This is a genomic window from Methylocystis sp. B8 (assembly GCF_005771425.1).
In the GTDB taxonomy this organism is placed as follows: domain Bacteria; phylum Pseudomonadota; class Alphaproteobacteria; order Rhizobiales; family Beijerinckiaceae; genus Methylocystis.
In genome coordinates this window covers 297,321-318,079 of sequence record NZ_VBTZ01000001.1, presented here as the reverse complement: position 1 = coordinate 318,079, position 20,759 = coordinate 297,321, and the positions used below count along the sequence as shown (strand labels likewise).

Genomic DNA, 20,759 nt, shown 5'->3' with positions numbered 1-20,759 from the left:
GCTCAAGGATAATATCTGGAGAGAAGCGCCATGACCGAAGAACCGGAAGAGAAGGGCACGCCGCAAGAAAGCCCGCCGCCCAAAACTGAAGATGCGCCGACGCAGCCGCATGTGCCGCAGTTCGTCATTCCGCGCAGCCTTTATATCGCGACCGCGCTCATCGTCGTCGGCTCCTTCGCGCTCACGTTCTTCGTGCGCAATCCCTATACGCAGTCGGTTACAGAAGGCGGCGGCTTTTATGAGCGCAGCACGGACAATTCGGCGCTGATGTGGGTCGCCATCTTCGTCGGCATCCCGGCGAGCTTCTGGGCCTATAAGCGCTGGATACTGCCGTTGTTCGAGCGCAAGTAGCTTTCGCGCAACTGCGTCGAGGAGCGCTCGATCCGCGGCCCGTGCAGATAAATGAAGGCTGGCGGCGGCGTGACGGCAAGAAGCGCCGCTTCCTTTTCGGGAAGCCGCGCGCTCTTGAAATAAACCGCCGCCTTGGCGTTCGCCGCTTTGAGCGTCGCGCCCGGCCGATCAATGACAGCGATCGGCGTCGTCCGCGCAATCTCCTTCCATCGTCGCCAGAGATGGAATTGCAAGAGATTGTCGGCGCCCATGATCCAGACAAAGCGCGCGCCCGGACAATGCGCGTGAAGATAGTCGATCGTGTCGCAGGTGTAGCGCGCGGCGATTTCAGCCTCGAATCCGGTGAAGGCGACCCGCGGATTGCGGACGATCTCTTTCGCCGACGCTATCCGCGCGTCAATTGACGGCAGTTCGCTCGCGTCTTTTAGAGGATTGCCAGGGGAAAAGATCCACCACAGTCGATCGAGTTTTAGCCGAGTCAACGCAAGATGCGAGACGAGCGCATGGCCTTCATGCGGCGGATCGAAAGAACCGCCAAAGAGGCCGATACGCACGCCCGGCGCATGGGGCGGGAGAAGGGGGATGGGCTGCGTCATGCCATCTCCGGCTGAACAGCCAGGACGTCATTCCCGACGCTTTGCGATAGCGAAGCGGCCGGGAATCCACAGCAAGGCCAGAAGCCGTGGATCGATTCTGGATTCCCGGTCAGGCCGCCGGCCTGCCGGGGATGACATCCTCGGCCGACTCCACGCAAGAAAATACCGCTCACCCCCGCACCTGGCCGTCGCCGTAGACGCGATATTTGAAAGAAGTCAGCTGCTCGACGCCGACCGGTCCGCGCGCATGCATACGGCCCGTCGCGATGCCGATTTCGGCGCCGAAACCGAATTCGCCGCCGTCGGCGAATTGCGTCGAGGCGTTGTGCAGCACGATCGCCGAGTCGACCTCGTTCATGAAGCGCCGCGCCGCATTTTCATCGCGGGTGATGATGCAATCGGTGTGATGGGAGCCGTAAGTTTCGATGTGATCGATCGCGCCCTCTAGTCCGTCGACGACCCGCGCGGCGATGATCGCGTCGAGATATTCGGCGCGCCAGTCTTCTTCCGTCGCCGGCCTGACCCGCGCATCTGCGGCTTGCGTCGCGGCGTCGCCGCGCACTTCGCAGCCCGCCTCGATCAGCATGGCGACGAGCGGCGCAAGATGCGTCGCGGCGCAAGCTTTGTCGACGAGCAGCGTTTCCGCCGCGCCGCAAATGCCGGTACGCCGCATCTTGGCGTTGAGCAGCACGCGCTTCGCCATGTCGAGATCGGCGTCTTTATGCACGAAGACATGCACGATCCCTTCGAGATGCGCGAAGACCGGCACGCGCGCCTCATGCTGCACGCGCGCCACGAGATTCTTGCCGCCGCGCGGCACGATCACGTCGATATTGCCGTCAAGCCCCGCGAGCATCGCGCCAACCGCGGTGCGATCCGCCGTCGCGACGAGCGAGATCGCCGCCTCGGGAAGCCCTGCAGACTTCAACCCCGCGACGAGACAGGCGTGGATGGCCGCTGACGAACGCAGGCTCTCAGAACCGCCGCGCAGAATGGCGGCGTTGCCGGCCTTAAGACATAGCGCGCCGGCGTCGGCAGTGACGTTCGGACGGCTCTCATAGATGACGCCGATGACGCCGAGCGGCGTCGAGACGCGCTCGATCTTCAAGCCGTTCGGACGCTCGAAGCTCGCCAGAACGCGGCCGACAGGGTCCGGCAGACCGGCGATCTCTTCCAGACCGCGGGCAATCGCCTCCACGCGGCTCGGATCGAGTGTCAGCCGATCAAGGAAAGAAGGCGCCGTTCCACGCGCCCTGGCGTCGGCGACGTCGAGCGCATTGGCTGCGAGTATCGCGCCGCTTTGGCGGCGAATTTCGCAGGCTGCTTCACGCAGCGCCTTGTTCTTGGCGTTGGTCGAGGCGAGCGCCACGGCTCGCGCCGCTGCGCGCGCGGCCCGCCCGAGCACGGCAAGCGAGTCGCTTAGCGTCGTGTCCGCTGTCGGCGCCTCGTTACGTAATGCCTGCGTCATAGCTGCATTGCCTCAAAAGCTTGCGCCTCGCTATCACGACGTCGCCTGCAAGGAAAGCCACGGTCTTGCGAGCCCTTGAACAATATGAAAAAACAGCCGCCATGTCCGCCCTTCAAGATAATCCCTTCACCGGACCGATCGGCGCGGAATATGAGGTGCTGCGGCTATTGTGTCCAAACGCCGCCGCGCTCGCAAAAATGATCGGGACGCGGATGGCTGATTGGCGTTCCGACACCGGGCCGATCGAAGGCTTCGAGATTGGCTGTGGAACCGGGATCAGCACGCTGGCGGCGCTTTCGGCGCGCCATGACCTCAAGCTCACCGCGGTCGACAGCGCCGGCGAGATGCTCGATCAGGCGCGCGTCAATCTCGCTGATTATGTATCAGCCGGCCGCGTCAAGTTCATCGAAGCCGATGCGCTCGCCGCGCTACGCGCTCTGCCCGATGCGGGCATAGATGTCGTCATTTCAAATTATGCGATCCATAATTTTGCTGACGACTACCGTAAGGCCGCAATCGCTGAGATTTTTCGCGCTTTGAGGCCTGACGGTATTTTCGTCAACGGCGACCGCTACGCAATGGACGATTCCGCCGCGCATCTTGCCGACACCCAAGCTACAGTGCGGCGATGGTTCAAGATTTTGACCGAGAGAAAGCGAGTCGATCTGCTCGAGGGCTGGGTCGTGCATCTACTCAGCGATGAATCTCCCCTGCATATCATGTATTTCGAGCCGTCGATCGAGCAGTTGCGCGCAGCTGGTTTCGCGCCGGTCACGGTCGAATTTCGCGAAGGCGTCGACACGCTGGTCATAGCGGTGAAGCCTAGCGCTTGATCCGCCATATCAGATCGAAACGATCATGCTTCATTCCCTCCAATAAGAGGCGTGCAACCCTCTCCCAATGGGAGAGGGTTAGCCGCGCGCAAGCTCGATATCTTACGCCAAAGCGGCTCTCACTTTTGCCGATCATGCGCTATAGCGCGCCATGGACCTCGCGCTTCTCGCTCTTTTCGCCTCTCTCGTCGCCGCCATTTGCCAGTCGGTCACCGATCTCGGCACCAAGGCCGCGACGCGGACGGCGGACGATCGCGCCATTCTCGCTGCGCAATGGTGCGCCGGCGCGGTCCTGCTGACCCTCGCTTGCTTCGTTCTCTATCCGGGTCTGCTCGGCGCGCCGCGCGAAACGCTTGCGTCGCTGACGAAGCCTGACTTCTGGATTCTTCTTGCCTGGTCAGGCGCGCTCAATGTCGTCGCCTATCTGCTTTACATCCGCGCCTTTCGGCTCTCAGACGCGTCGCTCGTCGCGCCGCTCGTGCTGCTCACGCCGGTGCTGATGCTGTTCACCTCGCCGATCATGACAGGCGAGCACGCGCCGCCGATGGGCGTCTTCGGCGTTCTGTTCACCGTGCTTGGCGTCGGCTTGCTCGATGCAAACCAAGAAAATGGACGCCGCTTCAACTTCCATGTCTTCGCGCGTGACAAGGGCGCGCGGTTCATGATCGGCGTCGCGGTGATCTGGAGCATCACCGCCAATATTGACAAGCTCGGCGTCAGGGCGTCGACGCCGCTCATCTGGGTCACCGCGGTGACGATCGTCATCTCGCTATGCGCCCTGCTCTACTGGTTCGCCGGGCGACGCGCGGCGCCAAGTCTGTTTGCGCTGCGCTACGCGGTCGGCGCGGGTTCGGCGATGGCATTCGGCAACACTTTGCAGATGTGGGCGCTCACCGTGCTGTTCACGCCTTACGTGATCGCCATCAAGCGCCTGTCGGCGCTCTTCACAGTGGTCGCGAGCGGCCATGTGCTGAAGGAAGAGTCTGGCGGCAGGCTATTGGGCGCAGCGGTGATGCTGCTCGGCGCGGTGATGATCGCGCTGGCGCGGGGGTGATCGAAAGCGGTCATGGCCGGGCTTGTCCCGGCCATCCACGCCGGGACGTTGCGTGCGCTTTGCATGATTGGCGGCGGCCCAATCGCGTGGATGCCCGCGACAAGCGCGGGCATGACGCGAGAGGTTCGGGAAATTCCCCCTACTCCTCCATTTTCAGCGCCGCGATAAATGCTTCCTGCGGAATCTCGACGCGGCCGAACTGGCGCATCTTCTTTTTGCCTTCCTTCTGCTTCTCGAGGAGCTTGCGCTTGCGGGTCACGTCGCCGCCGTAGCATTTCGCCGTGACGTCCTTGCGGAAGGCGCGCACCGTTTCGCGCGCAATGATTTTGCCGCCTAACGCCGCCTGAATCGGCACCTGGAACATATGCGGCGGAATAAGCTCCTTTAATTTCTCGCACATCTGCCGTCCGCGTCCCTCGGCGCGCGAGCGATGCACCAGCATGGAGAGCGCGTCGACCGGCTCGGCGTTGACGAGAATGCTCATCTTCACGAGATCGCCGGCGCGATAGTCGGTGAGCTGATAGTCGAACGATGCATAGCCCTTCGAGATTGACTTCAGCCGATCATAGAAATCGAACACCACCTCGTTGAGCGGCAGATCGTAGACGGCCATTGCGCGCTTGCCGACATAATTAAGATCGACCTGCACGCCGCGCCGGTCCTGACAGAGCTTTAAGACCGAGCCGAGAAATTCGTCGGGCGTGAGGATCGTCGCCCTAATCCAGGGCTCCTTGATCTCCTCGATCTTCACCACATCCGGCATATCGGCGGGGTTATGCAGCTCGATCTCGTCGCCGTTCGTCAGCGTGATCTTGTAGATGACCGACGGCGCCGTCGCGATGAGATCGAGATCGAATTCGCGCTGCAGCCGCTCCTGAATGATTTCGAGATGCAGGAGGCCGAGAAAGCCGCAGCGGAAGCCAAAGCCCAGCGCCGCAGACGTCTCCATTTCGTAGGAGAAGCTCGCGTCGTTTAAGCGCAACTTGCCGATCGCGGCGCGCAGATCCTCGAAGTCCGCGGCGTCGACTGGAAAGAGACCGCAGAACACGACCGGCTGCGCCGGTTTGAAGCCGGGCAGCGGCTCGGCGGTCGGCTTCTTGTCGTCGGTGATCGTGTCGCCGACGCGCGTATCCGCGACCTGCTTGATCTGCGCCGTAATAAACCCGACCTCGCCCGGGCCGAGCGAGGCGACATCCTGCATCTTCGGCCGGAAGACGCCGATCTTGTCGATCTCGTAATGGGCGTCCGTCGCCATCATCTTTATCTTTTGGCCCTTCTTCAGGGTCCCATCGAAGATGCGCACCAGCACGACGACGCCGAGATAGGCGTCGTACCAGCTGTCGACGAGGAGCGCCTTCAAAGGCGCCTTCTCGTCGCCGGAAGGCGGCGGCAGCCGCGTGACGATCGCCTCGAGCACATCGGGAATGCCGAGGCCGGTCTTGGCGGAGATCAGCACGGCGTCCGAGGCGTCGAGCCCGATGACCTCTTCAATCTGCTCCTTGATGCGTTCGGGCTCAGCCGCCGGCAGATCGATCTTGTTCAGGACGGGCACGATCTCGTGGCCAGCATCGATCGCCTGATAGACATTGGCGAGCGTTTGAGCCTCGACGCCCTGCGAGGCGTCGACGACGAGGAGCGAGCCTTCACACGCCTTGAGCGAGCGGGACACTTCATAGGCGAAGTCGACATGGCCCGGCGTGTCCATCAGATTGAGGACGTAATCCTTGCCGTCCTTGGCCTTATAGTTGAGGCGCACAGTTTGCGCCTTGATGGTGATGCCGCGCTCGCGCTCGATATCCATCGAGTCGAGCACCTGCTCGACCATCTCGCGCGCGGCGAGCGTCCCGGTCTCCTGAATAAGCCTGTCGGCGAGCGTCGATTTGCCGTGGTCGATGTGCGCGACAATCGAGAAATTGCGGATGTTTTCGATCTTGTGGGCGGTCATGGGCGGGGGATAGCAGCGCCCGCCGGGGAAAGAAAGAGCGAGTCAGGTCGCCCTAGCGCCACTTGACGCCGGGACCTAGGGCCGCGCGCCGAAGCCTGAGACTATTTCTTCGCCAGCCGAGCCTCGAGCTCCGCCTTGCCCTTGTGAAAAAGCTCGATGGCCCTCGGCGTCGCCCAGCGAATGAAGGCGTCTGTCGCCTTGATGGCGAAGCAGCCGATCTGAGTCACGATGGCGATCGTCTTATCGAACCAAGGCAAAGCCGGGCTGTCGGCGGGAATCTTGGACCGCGTCCAGGCGACGCCCCCCTTAGTTTTTTGCTGGACCAGGTTCCACAGCACGATAGCGGGATCGGACGAGGGCGCCGTAGCGATCACGTGGCGCAGCCGCGTAATCTCCGCCGCAGCCTCGTCGGCGCGGCCGTTGGCGGCTTCGACCTGTCGAGAGGCCTCCAGCATCTTATTCGTGGCCTCGGCCTTCTCGGCCCCAAGGCGGTCGCGCTCGGCGGTCATCGCCGCAAGACTGTCTCGAAGGTCGTCGCGCTCCTTAGCGTAAGCGTTCGCCTTGGCCACGATCTCGGATTTTTCGAAAAGCTGCCGGTCGCGCTCCATGCGAATCGCTTTGAGCTGCTCCTGCAGATTGTTCAACTCGGCGCGGGAAACCGTATCTTCAGACGAAGTTTCTTCGGACATGGCCATCTCCTTTTTTTAGGAGAGAGTGACGACGCGCGAGCAAGTCGCGCTGGGGAACGAAAATTGGCCTCGGTGGCGGTTCGGCCTCTAAATCGCGCGCCAAGCTAAACCATGTTTAGAGTCAATTTTTTGATTCGGCAAAAAAGCTCGGCCGTGCCGCAGCTTATTGCACACACCACCTTCGTGGATTGTGGCCTAGCGAGCCCGAGAGGTCGCCGATTGGAGCCGCTGCGCCGCCGAGAGGCAGTCGCGGGGCGCGGTCATGCATTTTTCGCGCGCGGCGCCGGCAAGCGCATCGCCGCCCGCACGGACCATCGAAACGGCTGAAGCCGCGGCGCGCATGGCCGCCCTGTTCGCGGCGTTCGGCGCATGATCAGACCGCCACTGCAGCGCGACTAAGACGAGAAAAATGCAGATTGCGCATTTGGCAAGAAAAACCAAGCGCCTCTCCATAACGGAAGCAGTTTGCTGAAGTGATGTCGCGAGGGAGTTGAGCCTTCGTAAACGCGCATCGATTTCCCATGAAAACCGCATCAATAAACTACAAACCATATGGAGGAGTCTGCCCAGTAAAGGCATCGCTTTAGCGGGTGTTTAAGACCGATCTGCTACCCATCCGGACTAATGTGGAGCGTGTGTCTTGCGTAGTTTCCCCGATAGTTTCGAGTTTTGGACCGATGTCGCGTTGCAAAGGAGCATCGCCAGTCGACCGGCGCGGAAAGACCGTCATCGCGCGTTCATCCTGGGGCGGCTGGTCGTCATCGCCTGTCTACTGACATCGGCGCCGCTGTTTCTGTTCTTCCACGGGGCGCCGACAATCGCTGAGACGGCAATCTTCTTTCTCGCGCAGATTCCACTGATTTTCTTGATCGTGCTGTCGCGCACGGGAGCCCTGCGCATCGAGTTCGATTCCCCTGCCGCCGCTCACATGGAAGCCAAACGCGCGACAATCGGCAACGTGCGGCTACTCGCCGATATCAGCCACGAACTGCGCACGCCGCTCAACGCCATTATCGGCTTTTCGCAAATGCTCGCGAACGAGGGAATCGCGCCATGCGAACCCGCCAAACAGCGGGAATATGCATCCATCATTAGCGCCTCGGGGCGCCATCTTCTCGCGGTCGTCGAGTCGATTTTAGACGCTTCCAAGATCGAAGCCGGCGCCATGCAAATCGAGCTGGAGCCCTTTCCTCTGCAGGCCTTGGCTGATCAATGCTGCGACATGATGCAGTTGATGGCCGACCAGTCTGGCGTGACGCTCTCGCGCGAATACGCCAGCGCGCTTGGTGAAATTGTCGCCGACAAACGCGCCTTAAAGCAGATCCTCATTAACCTGCTCTCTAACGCGGTGAAGTTCACGCCTCCACCGGGAACGGTGAGGCTGCTGCTTCAGCTGGAAGGAAATCAGGCCGTCATCACTGTCGCGGATACTGGAGTCGGCATCGCGCCAAACGATCTCGAGCGGCTCGGCGACCCTTTCTTCCGGGCGCGCGCGCCATTTGATCGCGGACAGGAGGGAACGGGCCTTGGTCTTTCCGTCATACGCGGGCTTGTCGGGCTGCACCGCGGTTCGATCACGATTGAAAGCGGCCTGCAGTCCGGCACGGCGGTCACCGTTCGCTTGCCCCAGGACTGCGGTCAGCGCCGCAGCGCGACCGGCGGCATGGCGAAAATCCAAACGATCGCGCGAACCGGCGCTCCGCCAAACACGGTCGCAGCAGGGCGTGCCGAACCAGCAAAGGTGAAGAAAATTGCGTGACGCCTCGCTTTACGCCTCTCATTTTCAGGCTTCGCCTTCCGATCGCGCGCCGCCTCGCAACGGACGGCGCGCTGGACGTCGCTCATTCTTCGGACGAATCTTCGGCGCGAACCGGATAGGCGCGACGCTCATGCTCGGCATTGCCGCCGTGGCGGCAATCGGCGTACCTATGAACGCCCTGTATTTCCAGGACGGAAGACATCCGGCGCCACTCTTTTCCAGTCAGCCTTTGCCAGCGGTCATAACGGCGCCGACTCCGCCGGCGCGGCCCGCCGTCATCGAAGCTGCGCGCACAGAGCGAGACTCGAGCCAGCGCGCCGTCCCCGACGCGATCGCCGAAAAAATCGAAAAGGTGGAGGTCGCCAAGAGCGGGCCAGCTAAACCAGATACGCCGCGCATGATGGATAAGAAGCGGGACGCCATCAGCTCGCTTATCCTTAGCGCCGCGCCTCCGCGCGCGGCAAGCGCGCACAAGAACGAAAAGGCGCCAGCCGCCGATAGTAATTCGGCTATCGACGGTAAGGTGCTTTTTGCGCAGCGCGCCCTGCTGAAGCTCGGTTACGTCGTACGCGCTGATGGCATGCTTAACAGCGCCACGCGCCAGGTCCTCGAAAAGTTCGAGCGGGATATCGGCCTGCCAGCCAAAGGCCAAATCACGCCGAAACTGCTGCGGCTGCTTGCGGCGCGCTCCAACCTGCCGCTCCCCTGAGCGAGCGTTCGACAATCCGGTTGCTCAAGCGCTAGTTTGAACGTCATGCGCCTGAGGTCTGACATATTCGTCTCCGCGCTAATCCGTCGCGCGGAGACACAAGGCGCAGTCGCCATGCTGCGCCGTCGCGGCGCGGCCGAAGCCGGCGCGATCTTTGTGAAGCTCGATCGGCTCGACGGGCGCGCCGCGGTCTATGGTCCTGCGCCGCAAAGCGAAGAGCCGCCCGAGGGAGTCGATCGTCTGTTCGCGAAGGTTCATGCAGGGGACTGGCTCGATCCGGCAGAGGCCGAGCAAAGGCTCAAGCGCGAGATCATGTTCGACCCGGATCTTTGGATCGTCGAAATTGAGGATCGTGAGGGTCGCATCTTTGTCGACCTCGCCGCATAGCGATCAGGCGGACTGATCGAGTTTGCGCGATGGTCGCGCCACGGGTTGGGGCGCCGCCGCGCGCCGCCACGTTGGCGCACCAGCCTCTTCTCGCGTCGCCCGGCGCGAATTCTCGCGCTCCGATCGCGCCGCCCCGGTCACTGCGCTAACGATGCGCGCCGCCGCGCGCTGCGGCGTCGAACGCGTCAATCCGACAAGCGAGCGTGCAATCGTGGCGCTGCGGTGTGGTTCAGCCCAAAGGATGCGCGCCGCCGACTCCAACGGAATGCCGATCGCATTGAGCGCCAGAGCGAAAGCCTCGCCAAGACGGTCGGCGACAACGGCGCGTGCACGGTCCTTTCGGCACTCGAGCGCCTCGGAAAGGAGCGTGGCCATCGCGCCGCGATCCTGGCGTTGCGCTGCTCCTTCCAGTTTTGCGACGAAATCGGCGTTAGCGCGACAATGCGTTTCAGTCGCGCCGCTCGCCAATATTTGGCGACAAGCGTGGAGCACGATGGCCCTGCGCTCGAGCCGATTCGCAGCGAGAAACAGCGGTTCCGGATCAAGATCGAGGTCGTCGCGATCGAGCAGCGTACGCGCGAGCGTCAGATCATCTCGCGCCGCCATGACCAGCGCGCGCCGCGACGCCGCGTCTAAATGCGCCGAAAGATTGCCGGCGAGCGCGCGAAGCACCTCGACTTCGTTGCGGGAGGCAAGCGCCGTCATCGTCTCGCGAACGAGATCGCGTCGGCGGGCGATTGCCGCCGCGAATGGCGTCGGACCCCGCTCGGCCGTGACCATCATGTCGCGCTGCCGGAAATTGGGCGTGAATTGAAAGGCAAGAGCCGCGGCGGCGCCGCCCTTGTCGAAAAGACGCGCAAAAATAGACGAAGGCGTTTCGGGATGAAAGCAGAGGGGCAGCGCCACGCGAGCGACTGTTTCGGAATCGATGTTGTCGATGAGGCCGAGCGCGAGCGGCTCGAACTGACGAATATCGGCCGTCGGATGCATCGAGCGTTCGACAAACTGATCGACGACCGCTCGAAGCAGCGAAGCATCGACGCTCCGATGCTGTTCCTTACCGCCGTCCATCGCAACACCACTCGAACCCTACGCAACCTGCAGAAAATTTAGCATCGGGTCATTGACGGAACATTAACCCTCGCCAACTCCTAATCGTCTTCATATGCTGATTCATCGTCGTTAGGAGCTTGGGGAGGGATCGTCATGGGGAAGGTCATCGCCTTCCGGCCGCGCCCAAGAGCGGCGCCGAGACTTTGCGGTACACTGCAACGTGACGCCGAGATCCTTTTCTTTCTCGGCGTGCGCTATCTACGGATCGACGACGGCGTAACCAGTCCAATTACGAAGTCCGAACCAGAATATTGCGGCACGCCGCCCAGCGGCGGCAAACGCAAGCGCGGGGTCCGCGCATGATTCAGTCGGCGAGAACGAGCGCCCAATAGACTTTATATTTCGCGCCAGGCGCATAGGCCGTGGCGATGCCCATCCGTTTTACGCGCTTATCCAGCATACGCGCATTGTGCGGAGCGGAATCTCGCCACCCCGAAAATGCTTCGGCCAGCGTGCGATAGCCGGCGGAAACATTCTCCACGGCCGCCGGGGTTTGAACCCCTGCGCCAGCCAGCCGATCGCCAAGCTCGCCACGCGCCGCAAGGTCAGCGCTTTGCGCCATGTCTCGCGCCTGCGCCTCCGCAACGCGCTGCAACCCGTCGTCGAGCGCCAAAGCGCCGAGGCCGCTATTGCGCCGATAAAGCGAGATCATGTCGCGCGCCGCAGCGGGGTCGACGCGCGCGCCGGCTGTCGCCAGAGAACGATACATTGGCGGCTCCGACCCTACTGGAGGGCTCGCCGACTCCTGCGCGGCGTTGCAGCCGGCAAGCGCGCCGATCGCAAGGAGACCGGCGAAACGAAGGAGTTGCGGCAAGAGCATCATGCGCATCTCGCTCCCCATTCTTTGAGAAACAGTGAACGTGAAGAGATTTACTTTGCTTCCGAGGGCGCGGCGTTCTCTTCGAAGACGTCGGATTTTTCAGGCTCCTCGCCTTCGCTCTTGACGCCCGGCAGATTGGCCTCAATCGCAAGGGCGCTCGCGACAGCGGCCGCCGCAAGCTTGTCGAGCTCAGGTATATGGACGATCGTCGGCGGCGCCGCCGCGGCGAGACCAATGGTGATTCCGGCCTCACCAAGGCGCTGATAGAGATCAAAGTGCAGATCGCTGCGCACGCGCGCTGACTGCTCGACATCCTCGACATAGCACCACAACTCGAATTTGAAGGCGTTCGCCTCCATGCCGAGGAACATCACCTGTGGAGCAGGAATCCGCAAAACGCCTTCCTGCGCGCGCGCCGCCGCCAAAAGAATGTCGCGCATCCTTTCCGGATCGACGCCGGCATGGGGCGCGATGGCGATTTTTATGCGGCCGACCTTGTCTCCGCGCAGCCAATTCTTCACGACGCCGGCGACGAGATTGGAGTTCGGCACAATCATCGTCGCGCGGTCGAAGGTTTCGATCTCGGTGGAGCGAACATTGATGCGTTTGACATAGCCCTGCTCATCGCCGACCACCACCCAGTCGCCGACTCGAATGGCGCGCTCCCAAAGCAGAATGAGTCCTGAGACAAAATTGTTGACGATCGACTGCAAGCCAAAGCCAATGCCGACGGAAAGGGCGCCGGCGACGATCGCGAGCTTCTCGAAGCCGAGCCCCACATAGGAGAGGGCGAGCGCCGCCGCAAGAATGAATCCGACATAGCCGAGCGTCGCGCTGATCGAATTGCGCAATCCGAGATCAAGGCGCGTCAGCGGCAGAAAACGCGTGTCAAGCCAGCGACGAAGTCCCTGGGTTGCGGCGAGCCCGGCGGCAAAGACCAATACCGCTACGAGCGCGCTCGAAGGCGAGATGGTGACGTCGCCAATCTTGAAGGAAATGAAGGCCGATCGGATATTCGCGAGAAAATCGCCGGACTCGTAGCCGAGCGGCGCCATCGCCACCAAAGCCGCCGTCACGAAGCAGAGCAGCGTAACAATGCCGGAAAGCAGCACGGCGAGCGGCGCGAGTTGCTCGCGGCGCATGCCGAATCCGCTGATCACATTGCGGCCAAGAAAACTCATCGGCGCAAACGCCGCCTCTATGCCGCCGCGCAGAAGCGTCACGACGACGTAGAGGATGGCCAGCACCGCCGCAGTCCACCCTATTTGCAGAATGACGAAATTGGCGAAAGTGACGTAGCCGGCGCCACATGCCGCCACTAAGGCTATGACCACGACGGCGCCAAAGAAACGCGCGGCGCTCATCCAGTCGCGTCCTTCGACGGTCGCGACGGCGCCGCCCTTTTCAACTTCGGCGCGGCGCGGCAGGTTGAAGAGCGCAATGGAGATGAGCGCGACGACAATCATCACGCCCATGCCGCGCGTGATGATAACGAGAGACAGACCAGCCTGCGTCGCTTCTTCGAGTTGCTCCACGAAGCGCGCCGCGGAAAGAGTCAGCGCCGCTAGCGCGATCAGCGCCGTCAGAAGCCTAGCGAGCCGATCGCCCGGATCGATCAATCGCCAGTTCGGATGGGACGGCGCGAAAACCGCGCGCGCGATAGCGTAGGCGAAGGCGATCCTCGCCACGCCTTCGACAACGCGTCGCCAAATCGGCTCCAACGTCGAGTCGACAATGTCGAAGGCGTCAAAGGCTAGGCTCAATGCGCCGACCGCAGCAACTGGCGCGGCTGCGACAACGATCGCCGTCCATCCGGCAGCGGCCGCCTTGCGTAAAGGCGTCGGAGTGGCGTCCCCGTCAAGACGCCTTGCGACGCGGCGCGCCATGAACAGCGCCAAAACGCCGCCAGCGGCGATCAGGAAAAGCACGGCAAAAAACTGCGCGCGCTTGCCGCTATTGACGCGATCGACGACATTCCCCGCACGATCGGAAAGAAAGCTCGCCGAATCGCTGACAAGGCCGGGAACGCTTTCAAGCGCGGCGCGCCACAGCGAAGGCGTGAACAGGCCGCTCGTGCGCAAAAAAAGATTTTTCGCGAAAAGTCCGCGCTGGCGCGCGACAATCGTCACCGAGATTTGCCGCGCTTCGAGCAGCATGGCGCGCGCGCGTTTCAGCGTCGCGTCAGTCGCGTCGAAAAGGCGACGCTGTTCTTCAAGCTCGGCGTTGGCGCTGACGCGAGCCAACGCGTCGGGGGATTCGGTATCGCCCGGCGTCGTCTCCGGCGCAGGCGCAGGCGGACCTCTTGGCGGCTGCGGCTTCTCAACGCTGTTCTTTACGGACGGCTTCGGCGCGGGCTTCGTCTCCGCGGGCTTCTCCGGCGCTTTCGGAGCCTCCTTTGCCGGCTCCTGCGGTTTCGTCGCGACGGGCGCAAGCTCCTTCAATCGGGCATCAATCGCTGCAAGACGCGGCGTTAGCTTTTCGATCGTCTCTTCCAGCTCACGCGGCAAGGGGTCGATGCGCGCGCGCAGACTGCGCAATGCTGCGTCGGAAAGCTCCGGCTGCTCCAGCGCCTTTTGCACTTCATCGAGCGTCGAGCGCGCGCGATCGAGACGCGCGTTGAACTGCTCGATCGAATCCGGCGCCTCGTCGGCGCGCGCTACGAAAGCGGCAAACGCCGCAATCAGTATGGCGATCAGGAGCGTCAGTCTGCGCACAAGTATTCCTTACGTGGAGTCGAGCCGATGGATCTGTTCCGAGCACGCGAACGAAAGTCAGTCCTTCGGCGGCTCGAGTTCATCGCGGTAGGACCGTTTCTCGCCATTCCGATCGACGATGATCCATCCTCCTCGGCCGTCTGGCTCGGCGGCGCCCTCGGCGAGGCGCGCCTTGCCGAAGCCCCCGGGAATGTCGAGCACATAGGCCGGCAGCGCGAGGCTGGTCATCCGGCGTGACAGCTCCGCGTAGATTCGTCTGCCCGCCGCAAGGCTGAGCCGAAAATGCGCGGTCCCCAGCGCGAGATCTGGATGGTGCAGATAATAAGGCCTGACCCCCAGGCTTGCCAAATCGCGCATCAGCCGCTCCAGGACCTCAACGCTGTCATTGACGCCTTTGAGCAGAACGGTCTGCGACAGAAGGATCGCGCCCGCCTCACGCAGCTGCGCGATCGCCTCCCGCGCCGACTCGGTCAATTCGCGCGCATGATTGACATGCAGGGCGACGAAAAGAGCCTTGCCGCTTCCGCGAAGCGCCGCGAGCCGATCCGACGTGACAAGGTCCGGCGCGACGGTCGGCGCGCGCGTGTGAACGCGCAACAGCCGCACGTGCGGCATATTAGCAAGACGACGCGACACGGCTTCGAGGCGACGCGCCGAGAGCATCAAGGGATCGCCGCCGGTGAGGATCACTTCAAAAATCTGCTGTCGCGTCGCAATATAATCGAGCGCCGCGCTGACGTGATACTCTGGCAGCAGCTCGCCCTTACCGCGACCGACCGTTTCGCGGCGGAAACAGAAGCGGCAATAGACCGGACAAACCGACAGCAGCTTTAAGAGCACGCGGTCCGGATAGCGATGCACGAGCCCTGGCAGCGGCGAATGCGCATCGTCGCCGATCGGGTCGGCGTGTTCCTGCGGCGTGCTATGGGATTCGCGAGGGTCGGGAATAAACTGGCGCGCAATCGGATCATTCGGATCGTCACGATCGATCAGCGCCGCGATTTCCGGCGTGAGGGCGATGCTGTAGCGCTTGGCGACATTTTGAAGGCTTGGCGCGTCGGCTTCCGCGATGAGGCCAGCGTCAACGAGATCGTCGAGAGAAAGAAGCGTTTGCGACGGTCCGCGAGTCTGCGCGGTTGTGCCTTGATCCAGCGGCGACATTTCCTCCGCAGCGCGATCGCCCTCTCTCCCGCCAAGCGGGGGAGAGTTGGAAAGAGGACGATGCAATTTCTGCTCGACTCGAATTTAAGCCCCCTCCCTTACCCTCCCCCGCTTCGCGGGAGAGGGAGGCATCCGGCGGTCCGCAAATCCGTCAACGTGGTCAGTTTTGCTTCGCTCCGCGCGTAGCGCGTTTCGCCAGCGTGCGCAGCCGCAACGCATTGAGCTTGATGAAGCCTTCGGCGTCGCGCTGGTCGTAAGTTCCGCCCTCCTCGAATGTGACGAGGTCCTGATCGTAAAGCGACCACGGGCTTTCCCGGCCGACAAGCGTCGCCGAACCCTTATAGAGCTTGACGCGCACGCGGCCCGTTACATGCTCCTGGCTCTTGTCGATCGCCGCCTGCAACATCTTGCGCTCCGGCGAAAACCACAAGCCGTTATAGATCAGTTCGGCGTAGCGCGGCATCAGTTCGTCTTTGAGATGCGCGGCGCCGCGGTCCAGCGTGAGACTCTCGATGCCGCGATGCGCAACGAGCAGGATAGAGCCGCCCGGCGTCTCATACATGCCGCGAGACTTCATGCCGACGAAGCGGTTTTCGACGAGATCGAGTCGTCCGATCCCATGCAGGCGTCCGAGATCGTTGAGCTTGGCGAGCAGCGCCGCGGGCGAGAGCTTGACGCCATCCACAGCGACCGCATCGCCCTTCTCGAAGTCGATCGTGACATATTGCGCCTCATCGGGCGCATCCTCAGGATTGCCCGTGCGCGAATAGACGTAATCCGGCGTCTCCTGGTTCGGGTCTTCGAGCACCTTTCCTTCCGAAGACGTGTGCAGAAGATTGGCGTCGGTCGAGAACGGCGCTTCGCCCCGCTTGTCCTTGGCGATCGGTATCTGGTTCTTTTCGGCGAAGGCGATGAGGTCGGCGCGCGAGACGAAGGTCCATTCGCGCCAGGGCGCAATCACGACGATATCGGGCTCCAGCGCATAATAGCCGAGTTCGAAACGCACCTGGTCATTGCCCTTGCCGGTTGCGCCATGGCAGACCGCGTCCGCGCCCATTTTGCGTGCGATCTCGATCTGCTTTTTGGCGATAAGCGGACGCGCGATCGACGTGCCGAGAAGATAAAGCCCCTCATATTGGGCGTTGGCGCGAAACATCGGGAAGACATAGTCGCGCACAAATTCTTCGCGCAGATCTTCGATGAAGATGTTTTCTGGCTTAACGCCCAAAAGCAGCGCCTTCTCGCGCGCGGGCTCGAGCTCCTCGCCCTGTCCGAGATCGGCGGTAAAGGTGATGACTTCCGCCCTATAGGTCGTCTGCAGCCACTTCAGGATGATGGAGGTGTCGAGCCCTCCAGAATAGGCGAGGACGACGCGTTTGATTTCTTTTTTCGGGCGGTTCATTTTGGCTCTGGCTCGGCGGGAGGCAATTGCGCGCGGACTATAGGCGCCGCGCGCGTGAGCGCAAGCCGGCCTGGTCCACGCCCTCGGCGCAAGGAGAGAATGCGTGCAGCGAACATGCGCCCTAGCGGGAGTCCTTTCTCTTATCGCCCTGTCGGGCGTCAGCGCCCAAACCGACGCGCGCGTCTGGACGCTCGGCGGACTGGAGGACAAAGACGCGGATAGCATCTATCTCGGCTATGGGGTCCCGGAGAGCGACGACAGTCTCGGAAGCTTCACCTGCGCGCCAGGGAGCGGCGTCGTCAAAATCTGGGTCGCCGAAACGAGCGACAAGCTCAAAGCTGGCGACAAGGCGACGGCGACCCTCTCTGTCGGCCAAAAAACGGCGAAGGTCGCCGGCAAGCTCGTCCCGAATGAGGAAGCGGGCGTGCCGAGCTTCGAAGCATCCCTTCAGACGAAGGACCCGATCTTCGCCGCGATGACCAGCGGGGAAACGCTCAATATTTCCATCGGCGGCGCGCAGCGTACGGCGCCTCTCGCGGACGCGGCGGAGAAATTCAAGAAATTCACCGCGGCCTGCGCCAAGCGCTGAAGCCTCGTCTTTTGCGCGGAAGCCCCCTAAATTGGCGCAATGAGCAGCCGCACCGCCAAAAGCTCCTCGCGGCCCAAGGTCGCCGGTCTGACGCCGGCGCGGCGCAGGGCCCTCGACATCCTCACGGAGGCGAACCGGCCGGTCGGCGCTTACGAGATGATCGATCTCATGGCGGACGAAGAAGGCAAACGTCCTGCGCCGGTCTCGGTCTACCGCGCGCTCGGCTATCTTATGGACAATGGGCTGGCGCATCGGCTTGCATCGAAAAACGCTTATATCGTTTGCGGACATGCGCATGAGGCCGAGGAGCCAGTCGTTTTCATCATTTGTGAGCAATGCGGCGAGGTGAAGGAGGCGACGTCCCCAGGCTTTGCGCGCGAACTTTCCGCTCTTATCGGGGCCGCGAAATTCAGCGCCCGAACGCGCGTCGTCGAAATCGCTGGGCGCTGCGCCCGGTGCGAAGGCAAATAGCGATGCGCGGGGCCGCGCGCTGGCTCGCGCCGCTCTTCTTTCTCGTTGCATCGCTGGCTTTCGCGGCCGCGAACTATCCGCCGCTCACCGGCCGAGTGGTCGATCAAGCCAATATCATTCCGCTCGCGACGAAAGCTACGATCGAGACAAAGCTCAAGGATCTCGAGGACAAATCGGGTATCCAGCTTGTCGTGGCGTCTGTCGATTCGCTCGACGGATTGGATGTCGAAACCTACGCCAACGGCCTGTTTCGCTTTTGGAAGCTTGGAGAGGCGAAAAAGAACAATGGCGTCCTGTTTCTTGTCGCGCCGAACCAGCGCAAAATGCGTATTGAAGTCGGCTACGGCTTGGAAGGAACGCTCACCGACGCGTTGTCGAAGATCATTCTGACCAGCGCGGTGGCGCCAAGATTCAAAGCGAGAGACTATGGCGCCGGGGTAGAGCGCGGCGTCGAGGGCATTATCGAGGTGCTCTCCGGCGATTCCGCTGAATGGACGAAACGGGCGCGGGGGCCCCAATCCACGAGTTTCGACGAGCTTTCTCCGCTCATTTTTTTCGCGCTGTTTCTGTTCATCGTGGTCTGGATGGCGCGTAGCGCACGCGGCCAGCGGCGTGCTTACCGACGCTACCGGCGCGGCGGGAGCCCCATGATCGTGCTGCCCCCGAGCGGCGGCTTCTGGAACAGCGACTCCTCGGGCGGCTCGAGCGGCGCCGGCGGTTGGAGCGACGGCGGCGGATTCTTTGGCGGCGGCGGCTCATCGGGTGGCGGCGGCGCTTCGGGAGACTGGTGATGCAGCTGACCGCGCAAGATTATGAGCGCATCGCCGAGACAATCCGCCGCGCTGAGGAAACAACGTCCGGCGAGATCGTCTGTGTGCTGGCGCGCCGCTCTTCCGATTACGCATTTGTGCCGCCGCTTTGGGGCGCCTTCGTCGCGCTGGCGTCGCCCTGGCCCATGCTGCTTTTTACCGACCTCTCGACTCGCGAAATCTTCGCGGCCCAAATCGCGATCTTTATCGTCGCGACGCTCTTTGTCTCATGGGCTCCCGTGCGCTTTTTGTTGACGCCGCGCGCCGTCATGCGCGCCCGTGCCGAGCGCGAAGCAATTGAGCAATTTTTCTCGCGCGGCGTCGCCGGCACCAAATCGCGAACGGGCGTGCTCATATTCGTCTCATTCGCCGAACGCTATGCGCGTATCGTCGCCGACGACGCGGTCGCCGCGAAGATCGCAAACGAGCGATGGCAAGTCGCGCTCAATCAACTGCTTGAAGAAATACGGCAGGAAAGAGTGGCGGACGGTTTTGTCGCGGCGATCGAGGAATGCGCGCGCCTCTTGGCGCAGTATGCGCCGCCCGGCGCGAGCGGCGACGAACTGCCCGACAAGATCTACGTGATGTAGTTGTGTTCGCGCGCGACCTCCCGCCAGCCAATGTCGCGGCGGCAAAAGCCGCCGGGCCAGTCGATAAGATCGACCGCCGCGTATGCGCGCGCCTGCGCCTCGGCGACGCTTTCGCCCAAGGCCGTGACGTTGAGCACGCGGCCGCCGGCGGCGAGGAGTTTTCCCCCTTCCTCGCGCGTGCCGGCGTGGGTGATCGTGACCCCCTCGACAGCCGCGGCGCTTTCCACCTTGCGGATTTCCGAGCCCGTCATCGGCGTCCCCGGATAATTTTTCGCCGCGAGAACGACCGTCAGCGCGGTAAGCGGCGAGAACCGCGGCCGATCCTGCGGTAAATCGCCTCGCGCAGCGGCAAGCATCAACTTGAGAAGATCGTCCTCAAGACGGGGGAGAATGACCTGCGCCTCGGGATCGCCGAAGCGGCAATTATATTCGATGAGCTTTGGCCCATCCCTTGTGAGCATCAGTCCCGCATAGAGCGCGCCCTTGAATGGCGCGCCCCTTTCGCGCATGGCGCGCATCGTCGGCGCGATGATTTCGTTCATGACGCGCGCTTCGACCTCCGGCGTCACGACCGAAGCCGGCGAATAAGCGCCCATGCCGCCGGTGTTCGGACCCGTGTCGCCGTCGCCGACGCGCTTATGATCCTGAGCCGTGGCGAATGGCAATGCGCGAACGCCATCACAGAGCGCGAAGAGCGACGCCTCTTCCCCCTCGAGATATTCCTCGATGACGACCTCGGCTCCCGACGCGCCGAAGGCGCCGGCGAACATCGCCTGCGCGGCGCTCTCCGCTTCCGCAAGAGTCTGCGCGACGACGACGCCTTTGCCGGCGGCGAGTCCATCGGCCTTGACGACAATCGGCGCGCCATTCTCGCGTAAATAATGCATTGCAGGTTCGAGCGCGCGAAAACGCGCATAGCGCGCGGTCGGAATACGATAGTCGCGACACAAATCCTTGGTGAAGCCCTTGGAGCCTTCAAGCTGAGCCGCCGCCCGCGTTGGACCAAAGGCGAGAACGCCACGCTTCTCCAACTCGTCGACGAGCCCGCCGATCAGCGGCTGCTCTGGCCCGATGACGACGAGCGCAATCGCGGTCTCTCGACAAAAGTCGATCACGCCCGAGTGGTCGGCGACATCGAGATCGACATTATTTCCAATGCGCGCCGTTCCTGGATTGCCAGGCGCGATATAGAGCCGCTTAAGCAGCGGGCTTTTTTTCAGCGCGATGGCGATCGCATGCTCACGTCCGCCCGATCCGATCAAAAGAACATTCATGGCCGCTGCGCTCGCCCGATTGCCT

The 20,759-nt window shown here is 62.5% G+C and carries 21 protein-coding genes; 11 read left to right on the top strand and 10 right to left on the bottom strand.

All coding sequences use genetic code 11. The features are described 5' to 3' along the window. Nucleotides 1–30 precede the first annotated feature (30 nt). A complete protein-coding gene (locus FEV16_RS01545; protein ID WP_138165847.1) occupies nt 31–351 on the top strand; it encodes a hypothetical protein in 321 nt (106 codons plus the stop codon). On the opposite strand, the gene FEV16_RS01540 is transcribed toward FEV16_RS01545, so the two are convergent. Further along, nucleotides 312–947 (bottom strand): nicotinate-nucleotide adenylyltransferase, encoded by a 636-nt coding sequence (locus tag FEV16_RS01540; protein WP_138165846.1) that lies wholly within the window; start codon nt 945–947, stop codon nt 312–314. The genes FEV16_RS01545 and FEV16_RS01540 overlap by 40 nt on opposite strands. A gap of 169 nt (nt 948–1,116) precedes the next feature. Continuing rightward, entirely contained in the window at nt 1,117–2,415 is a 1,299-nt protein-coding gene (locus FEV16_RS01535) for a glutamate-5-semialdehyde dehydrogenase (protein ID WP_138165845.1), read from the bottom strand. Nucleotides 2,416–2,516: 101 nt separating this feature from the next. On the opposite strand from FEV16_RS01535, the gene FEV16_RS01530 reads away from it, so the two are divergent. Further along, entirely contained in the window at nt 2,517–3,248 is a 732-nt protein-coding gene (locus FEV16_RS01530) for a class I SAM-dependent methyltransferase (protein ID WP_138165844.1), read from the top strand. 151 nt (nt 3,249–3,399) lie between these two features. After that, nucleotides 3,400–4,302 carry an EamA family transporter gene (locus FEV16_RS01525; RefSeq protein ID WP_138165843.1) on the top strand — a complete coding sequence of 301 codons (903 nt, stop codon included), beginning with the start codon at nt 3,400–3,402 and terminating at the stop codon, nt 4,300–4,302. A 139-nt stretch (nt 4,303–4,441) separates the two neighbouring features. On the opposite strand, the gene lepA is transcribed toward FEV16_RS01525, so the two are convergent. Together lepA and FEV16_RS01515 are read right to left on the bottom strand one after the other, a co-directional pair. Continuing rightward, nucleotides 4,442–6,247, bottom strand: coding sequence for a translation elongation factor 4 (gene lepA / locus FEV16_RS01520; protein ID WP_138165842.1), 1,806 nt, complete (start codon nt 6,245–6,247; stop codon nt 4,442–4,444). Nucleotides 6,248–6,348: 101 nt separating this feature from the next. Continuing rightward, nucleotides 6,349–6,936, bottom strand: coding sequence for a hypothetical protein (locus tag FEV16_RS01515; RefSeq protein ID WP_138165841.1), 588 nt, complete (start codon nt 6,934–6,936; stop codon nt 6,349–6,351). Between the two features lie 640 nt (nt 6,937–7,576). On the opposite strand from FEV16_RS01515, the gene FEV16_RS01505 reads away from it, so the two are divergent. The 3 genes from FEV16_RS01505 to FEV16_RS01495 all read left to right on the top strand — a co-directional run bounded on the left by FEV16_RS01505 (nt 7,577) and on the right by FEV16_RS01495 (nt 9,791). Next, complete coding sequence (locus FEV16_RS01505) at nt 7,577–8,695, top strand: HAMP domain-containing sensor histidine kinase (RefSeq protein WP_138165839.1); 1,119 nt, start codon at nt 7,577–7,579, stop codon at nt 8,693–8,695. Nucleotides 8,696–8,825: 130 nt separating this feature from the next. Continuing rightward, nucleotides 8,826–9,404 carry a peptidoglycan-binding domain-containing protein gene (locus tag FEV16_RS01500; RefSeq protein WP_246657116.1) on the top strand — a complete coding sequence of 193 codons (579 nt, stop codon included), beginning with the start codon at nt 8,826–8,828 and terminating at the stop codon, nt 9,402–9,404. A 45-nt stretch (nt 9,405–9,449) separates the two neighbouring features. After that, nucleotides 9,450–9,791 (top strand): DUF1491 family protein, encoded by a 342-nt coding sequence (locus tag FEV16_RS01495; RefSeq protein WP_138165837.1) that lies wholly within the window; start codon nt 9,450–9,452, stop codon nt 9,789–9,791. Between the two features lie 3 nt (nt 9,792–9,794). On the opposite strand, the gene FEV16_RS01490 is transcribed toward FEV16_RS01495, so the two are convergent. Then, on the bottom strand, nt 9,795–10,862 hold the full coding sequence (locus tag FEV16_RS01490) for a DUF2336 domain-containing protein (protein ID WP_138165836.1): 1,068 nt from the start codon (nt 10,860–10,862) through the stop codon (nt 9,795–9,797). A 135-nt stretch (nt 10,863–10,997) separates the two neighbouring features. Here FEV16_RS01490 and FEV16_RS01485 point away from each other — a divergent pair, with 135 nt between their 5' ends. Then, on the top strand, nt 10,998–11,207 hold the full coding sequence (locus FEV16_RS01485) for a hypothetical protein (protein ID WP_138165835.1): 210 nt from the start codon (nt 10,998–11,000) through the stop codon (nt 11,205–11,207). 1 nt (nt 11,208) lies between these two features. Here FEV16_RS01485 and FEV16_RS01480 read toward each other — a convergent pair whose 3' ends face one another. The 4 genes from FEV16_RS01480 to FEV16_RS01465 form a co-directional block, all read right to left on the bottom strand. After that, a complete protein-coding gene (locus FEV16_RS01480) occupies nt 11,209–11,727 on the bottom strand; it encodes a CAP domain-containing protein (RefSeq protein WP_246657115.1) in 519 nt (172 codons plus the stop codon). A 47-nt stretch (nt 11,728–11,774) separates the two neighbouring features. Continuing rightward, a complete protein-coding gene (locus FEV16_RS01475; protein WP_138165833.1) occupies nt 11,775–14,438 on the bottom strand; it encodes a DUF3772 domain-containing protein in 2,664 nt (887 codons plus the stop codon). Between the two features lie 57 nt (nt 14,439–14,495). Then, nucleotides 14,496–15,599 carry a lysine-2,3-aminomutase-like protein gene (locus FEV16_RS01470; RefSeq protein ID WP_138165832.1) on the bottom strand — a complete coding sequence of 368 codons (1,104 nt, stop codon included), beginning with the start codon at nt 15,597–15,599 and terminating at the stop codon, nt 14,496–14,498. Nucleotides 15,600–15,759: 160 nt separating this feature from the next. Then, complete coding sequence (locus FEV16_RS01465) at nt 15,760–17,001, bottom strand: argininosuccinate synthase (RefSeq protein WP_138165831.1); 1,242 nt, start codon at nt 16,999–17,001, stop codon at nt 15,760–15,762. A gap of 103 nt (nt 17,002–17,104) precedes the next feature. Here FEV16_RS01465 and FEV16_RS01460 point away from each other — a divergent pair, with 103 nt between their 5' ends. The 4 genes from FEV16_RS01460 to FEV16_RS01445 are packed head-to-tail and all read left to right on the top strand — an operon-like array spanning nt 17,105 to nt 19,460. Beyond that, complete coding sequence (locus FEV16_RS01460) at nt 17,105–17,590, top strand: hypothetical protein (RefSeq protein WP_138165830.1); 486 nt, start codon at nt 17,105–17,107, stop codon at nt 17,588–17,590. A gap of 39 nt (nt 17,591–17,629) precedes the next feature. Continuing rightward, the gene (locus FEV16_RS01455) at nt 17,630–18,061 is read left to right on the top strand and encodes a transcriptional repressor (RefSeq protein WP_138165829.1); all 432 of its coding nucleotides are present in this window, start codon (nt 17,630–17,632) and stop codon (nt 18,059–18,061) included. 2 nt (nt 18,062–18,063) lie between these two features. Next, nucleotides 18,064–18,852 (top strand): TPM domain-containing protein, encoded by a 789-nt coding sequence (locus FEV16_RS01450; RefSeq protein ID WP_138165828.1) that lies wholly within the window; start codon nt 18,064–18,066, stop codon nt 18,850–18,852. Further along, nucleotides 18,852–19,460: a TPM domain-containing protein gene (locus FEV16_RS01445; RefSeq protein ID WP_138166433.1), complete on the top strand. Its 609-nt coding sequence runs from the start codon at nt 18,852–18,854 to the stop codon at nt 19,458–19,460. Before FEV16_RS01450 ends, FEV16_RS01445 begins: the two co-directional genes overlap by 1 nt. Here FEV16_RS01445 and purD read toward each other — a convergent pair. Further along, entirely contained in the window at nt 19,448–20,734 is a 1,287-nt protein-coding gene (purD, locus tag FEV16_RS01440) for a phosphoribosylamine--glycine ligase (RefSeq protein ID WP_138165827.1), read from the bottom strand. The genes FEV16_RS01445 and purD overlap by 13 nt on opposite strands. Nucleotides 20,735–20,759 lie beyond the last annotated feature (25 nt).

Coding starts and splice junctions, on each gene's coding strand:
- purD (WP_138165827.1), bottom strand. CDS start 20,734: ATGAATGTTCTTTTGATCGGATCGGGCGGACGTGAGCATGCGATCGCC.
- FEV16_RS01455 (WP_138165829.1), top strand. CDS start 17,630: ATGAGCAGCCGCACCGCCAAAAGCTCCTCGCGGCCCAAGGTCGCCGGT.
- FEV16_RS01495 (WP_138165837.1), top strand. CDS start 9,450: ATGCGCCTGAGGTCTGACATATTCGTCTCCGCGCTAATCCGTCGCGCG.
- FEV16_RS01480 (WP_246657115.1), bottom strand. CDS start 11,727: ATGATGCTCTTGCCGCAACTCCTTCGTTTCGCCGGTCTCCTTGCGATC.
- FEV16_RS01500 (WP_246657116.1), top strand. CDS start 8,826: ATGCTCGGCATTGCCGCCGTGGCGGCAATCGGCGTACCTATGAACGCC.
- FEV16_RS01540 (WP_138165846.1), bottom strand. CDS start 947: ATGACGCAGCCCATCCCCCTTCTCCCGCCCCATGCGCCGGGCGTGCGT.
- FEV16_RS01490 (WP_138165836.1), bottom strand. CDS start 10,862: ATGGACGGCGGTAAGGAACAGCATCGGAGCGTCGATGCTTCGCTGCTT.
- FEV16_RS01545 (WP_138165847.1), top strand. CDS start 31: ATGACCGAAGAACCGGAAGAGAAGGGCACGCCGCAAGAAAGCCCGCCG.
- FEV16_RS01515 (WP_138165841.1), bottom strand. CDS start 6,936: ATGTCCGAAGAAACTTCGTCTGAAGATACGGTTTCCCGCGCCGAGTTG.
- FEV16_RS01445 (WP_138166433.1), top strand. CDS start 18,852: ATGCAGCTGACCGCGCAAGATTATGAGCGCATCGCCGAGACAATCCGC.
- FEV16_RS01485 (WP_138165835.1), top strand. CDS start 10,998: ATGGGGAAGGTCATCGCCTTCCGGCCGCGCCCAAGAGCGGCGCCGAGA.
- FEV16_RS01450 (WP_138165828.1), top strand. CDS start 18,064: ATGCGCGGGGCCGCGCGCTGGCTCGCGCCGCTCTTCTTTCTCGTTGCA.
- FEV16_RS01525 (WP_138165843.1), top strand. CDS start 3,400: ATGGACCTCGCGCTTCTCGCTCTTTTCGCCTCTCTCGTCGCCGCCATT.
- FEV16_RS01470 (WP_138165832.1), bottom strand. CDS start 15,599: ATGTCGCCGCTGGATCAAGGCACAACCGCGCAGACTCGCGGACCGTCG.
- FEV16_RS01465 (WP_138165831.1), bottom strand. CDS start 17,001: ATGAACCGCCCGAAAAAAGAAATCAAACGCGTCGTCCTCGCCTATTCT.
- FEV16_RS01530 (WP_138165844.1), top strand. CDS start 2,517: ATGTCCGCCCTTCAAGATAATCCCTTCACCGGACCGATCGGCGCGGAA.
- lepA (WP_138165842.1), bottom strand. CDS start 6,247: ATGACCGCCCACAAGATCGAAAACATCCGCAATTTCTCGATTGTCGCG.
- FEV16_RS01535 (WP_138165845.1), bottom strand. CDS start 2,415: ATGACGCAGGCATTACGTAACGAGGCGCCGACAGCGGACACGACGCTA.